The organism is Microbacterium sp. H6 (genome assembly GCF_003314775.1).
In the GTDB taxonomy this organism is placed as follows: Bacteria; Actinomycetota; Actinomycetes; order Actinomycetales; family Microbacteriaceae; genus Microbacterium; species Microbacterium oxydans.
In genome coordinates this window covers 1-1,077 of the sequence record NZ_QOAY01000198.1, presented here as the reverse complement: position 1 = coordinate 1,077, position 1,077 = coordinate 1, and the positions used below count along the sequence as shown (strand labels likewise).

At 70.8% G+C, this 1,077-nt stretch carries 1 protein-coding gene, 1 tRNA gene and 1 pseudogene; 1 reads left to right on the top strand and 2 read right to left on the bottom strand.

Annotated elements, in window-relative coordinates; translation table 11 throughout:
* Nucleotides 1-194 precede the first annotated feature (194 nt).
* Nucleotides 195-267, top strand: a tRNA-Ala gene (locus DSP71_RS13215).
* 129 nt (nucleotides 268-396) lie between these two features.
* On the opposite strand, the gene DSP71_RS13210 is transcribed toward DSP71_RS13215, so the two are convergent.
* Together DSP71_RS13210 and DSP71_RS23820 are read right to left on the bottom strand one after the other, a co-directional pair.
* Entirely contained in the window at nucleotides 397-918 is a 522-nt protein-coding gene (locus DSP71_RS13210) for an AAA family ATPase (protein ID WP_179515859.1), read from the bottom strand.
* 8 nt (nucleotides 919-926) lie between these two features.
* A pseudogene (locus DSP71_RS23820) lies at nucleotides 927-1,077 on the bottom strand (formimidoylglutamase); the annotation flags it as partial.

Genomic DNA, 1,077 nt, shown 5'->3' with positions numbered 1-1,077 from the left:
CGAGCGCGCGGAGCAGATGGCACCGGAGCCGCCGGTGGCCCTGCCGGCCGCGTCGTCGCCGTACGCGCGGATGGGGTTCGTCGACGACGCCGAGATCGAGGCCCACGCGCGCGAACTGCTCTCCCGTCGGGCCGCAGGATGACGGTCTGCGACGCGAGCGGCCCTCTCGTCGTGATAGCGTAGAACCTGTTCACGGGCCTATGGCGCAGTTGGTAGCGCGCCTCGTTCGCATCGAGGAGGTCAGGGGTTCGAATCCCCTTAGGTCCACCGTGAAGACGGCCGATGGGACATGAGAGATCATGTCCCGTCGGCCGTTCTGGTTCCTCGGCCGCTCGTGCTGGAGGTCGAGATCGGGTCTGTGAGTGAGCGCCCTCGCCGCACGGGGGTTGGGGCTGGTCAGCCCCGGCTCGCCTCGAGCAGTAGCCGGAGCCGCTCCTCGGGGCTGCCGATGATCGTGACCACGTGCGGGACGGAGCCTGCGCGCTCGAGGTCATCGACGAGTCCCACCAGCGCTTCGTCCATCGCGACGCGCAGAGCCGGGTCCTCGTCGCCGGTGACGTGGATCGGCCGGCTCCCGTCCAGGGGCACGATCGCGACGAGGTCGATCGCGGCCATCGACGCCTCCACGATCTCTGTGGCGCGGGCGAGGAGCGCGCCGTCACTGCGGCCCAGCTCCTCCAGAGCGGTCAGGTAGGCGAGGAAGTCGAGTGGCCCCCGCTCGCAGATCACCGCGGAAGCGGCGGCCGACTCCCGGAGTCGCGCCGCGGTGACGCGCAGCTGCACGGCGAAGCTGTGCTCGCTCGCGGGATCGTCGAGATCGAGGTCCTCGAAGGGGTCGGGCAGTACGACGTACTCGGGGCGGAGCGCACGGAAGTCGGAGATCAGCGTGCTCTTGCCGCTGGCGTGCGTCCCCGACACCACGATCCTCATGTGCGTGCGGCGAGTCCGGCGAGCAGCTCCAGCACGCACAGAGCCGCCAGGCGGACGGTGCGGGCATCGTCGGCGTCGGCGGTGGCGTCGACTTCGGCCAGGTCGGCGCTCGCGACACGTCGATCCGCCGCGACGGCCCTGCTGAGG